This is a genomic window from Nocardioides pelophilus, assembly GCF_014180685.1.
Classification (GTDB): domain Bacteria; phylum Actinomycetota; class Actinomycetes; order Propionibacteriales; family Nocardioidaceae; genus Nocardioides; species Nocardioides pelophilus.
Genome location: NZ_JACEHF010000297.1, coordinates 1 through 1772 on the forward strand (window position 1 = coordinate 1; position 1772 = coordinate 1772).

Consider the following 1772-nt stretch of genomic DNA (forward strand, 5'->3'; position numbering starts at 1 on the left):
CGGGCGGCGCCCGCCGCGGCGGTCGCGACCCCGCCGGCACCCGCACGCACGTGCGACAGCAGGTCGTCCGGCTCCCAGTCGCCGGTCTCGGCCCACACGGTCGGGGTCACGCTGCCGGGGTCGCCGACCGCCACGACCACCAGGGGGCGGCGTTCGGTGTCGGCCTGCTCCGCGGCCCACGTGAGTGCGCGCTCCGCGTGCTCCGAGCCGTCGACGGCGACGACGATGCTTCCGGACGTGACGGGGGTGGTCGGGGTGGTCATCGGTTCGATCCCTTGCCTTGGTTGTTGCGGTGGCTGCGACGGCGGTCAGGCGACGTGCACCTCGACCACGCCGGGCACGGCGCGGGCGAGGACGGTCGCGAGGATCTGCTCGTGGCGGTCCGCCGGACCGTTGATCTCGGCGACGCCGTCCTGCACCTCGACCAGGCAGTCCCGCATGCCGGCCGACAGGAGCAGCGCGTCGATCTCCTGCTCGAGGAGGTCGTCGCTGCGCGCCAGGACGTGGACGACGTCGCGCCGGCTGAGGATGCCGACCAGCCGGTCGTGCGAGTCGACCACCGGGAGCGTCTTGACCGAGGTCGACGTGGCGAGCTCGACCGCGACGGCGACGTCGGTCTCCTCGTGGACGGTCACCGCGTGGGTGGACATCACGTCACCGACGTACCGCGGGCGGTCCACGACCGGCTCGGTCGTCGGGATCATCGCTCGCGGGTCGCGGTCGATGTACTCGCGGATCAGGTCGGCCTCGCTCACGACCCCGCAGAGGCGGCCGTCGGCGTTGACGACCGGCAGGGTCGTGATGTTGTGCTCGTCGAGGAGCCCGAGCGCGGTCTTGACCCTCGTGGTGGTCCGGACCGTCACCGGGTCCGTCGTCATCAGCTCCCTGACGATCATGGCTTGCCTCTTTTCGCTGTGGTCCTGAGATCAGCCTGTTCCGGCGGTGGGTCGTGCGGCAGGGACGAAGGTCCTCAACACGCGGGAATCTCGGCTGCTCAGGTCGCTCCGGGACCTTCGTCACCGCGGGGCGAGGACCGGAGTCTGCAGCCAGCGCCGCCCTCGGCTGTCTAGGGTTCGTCCATGAAGGCCCGCCTGCCGCTGCCGGGTTGGACGCGCGGCTATCGTCCCGCGTGGTTGCGGGCCGATCTGCTGGCGGGCGTGACGGTCACGGCCTACCTCGTGCCCCAGGTGATGGCGTACGCCGAGCTCGCGGGACTCCCTGCCGTCGCCGGACTGTGGGCGTGCATGGGTGCCCTCCTGATCTACGGCCTGATCGGCTCCTCGCGGCTGCTGTCGGTCGGCCCGGAGTCGACGACGGCACTGATGGTCGGGGCCGCGATCGGGTCGGTCCCGGCCGCCCGGGAGGACCCGGCGTCCTTCGGCGCGGCAATGGCGCTTGTCGTCGCGGGCATCTGCCTGGCGGCGTACTTCGCGCGGGTCGCCGTCGTGGCCGACCTGCTGTCCCGGCCCGTCCTGGTCGGCTACATGACCGGCATCGCAGCGCTCATGGTCGTGTCGCAGCTGGGCAAGCTCACCAGGCTTTCGGTGGACGCCGACGGATTCTTCCCCGAGCTCGTCGCCGTCGTGACCCGCCTGGGCGACGCTCATCTGCCGACCGTCGTGCTCGGCACCGTCACCGCGATCGGGATGATCGTCGCCGCGGCGTACTTCCCACGCGCACCGGTCGCGCTCATCGGCATGTTGGCCGCCACCGCCGTGGTGGCGGCGTTCGACCTGGAGGAGCGTGGCGTCCGGCTCATCGGGGCCCTCCCC

3 protein-coding genes are annotated in these 1772 nt (G+C 72.0%); 1 reads left to right on the forward strand and 2 read right to left on the reverse strand.

All coding sequences use genetic code 11. The features are described 5' to 3' along the window. The coding region (locus tag H0488_RS23150; RefSeq protein WP_183101523.1) for a universal stress protein at positions 1–263 on the reverse strand (263 nt) is incomplete at its 3' end. 45 nt (positions 264–308) lie between these two features. After that, the gene (locus tag H0488_RS23155; protein ID WP_183101524.1) at positions 309–896 is read right to left on the reverse strand and encodes a CBS domain-containing protein; all 588 of its coding nucleotides are present in this window, start codon (positions 894–896) and stop codon (positions 309–311) included. A gap of 183 nt (positions 897–1079) precedes the next feature. Here H0488_RS23155 and H0488_RS23160 point away from each other — a divergent pair. Beyond that, positions 1080–1772 (forward strand): SulP family inorganic anion transporter (locus H0488_RS23160; protein WP_183101525.1); only part of this gene is annotated, 693 nt, incomplete at its 3' end.

Bases quoted from the DNA above. Each gene is read 5' to 3' on its own strand.
- H0488_RS23155 (WP_183101524.1), bottom strand. From the start codon at position 896: ATGATCGTCAGGGAGCTGATGACGACGGACCCGGTGACGGTCCGGACC.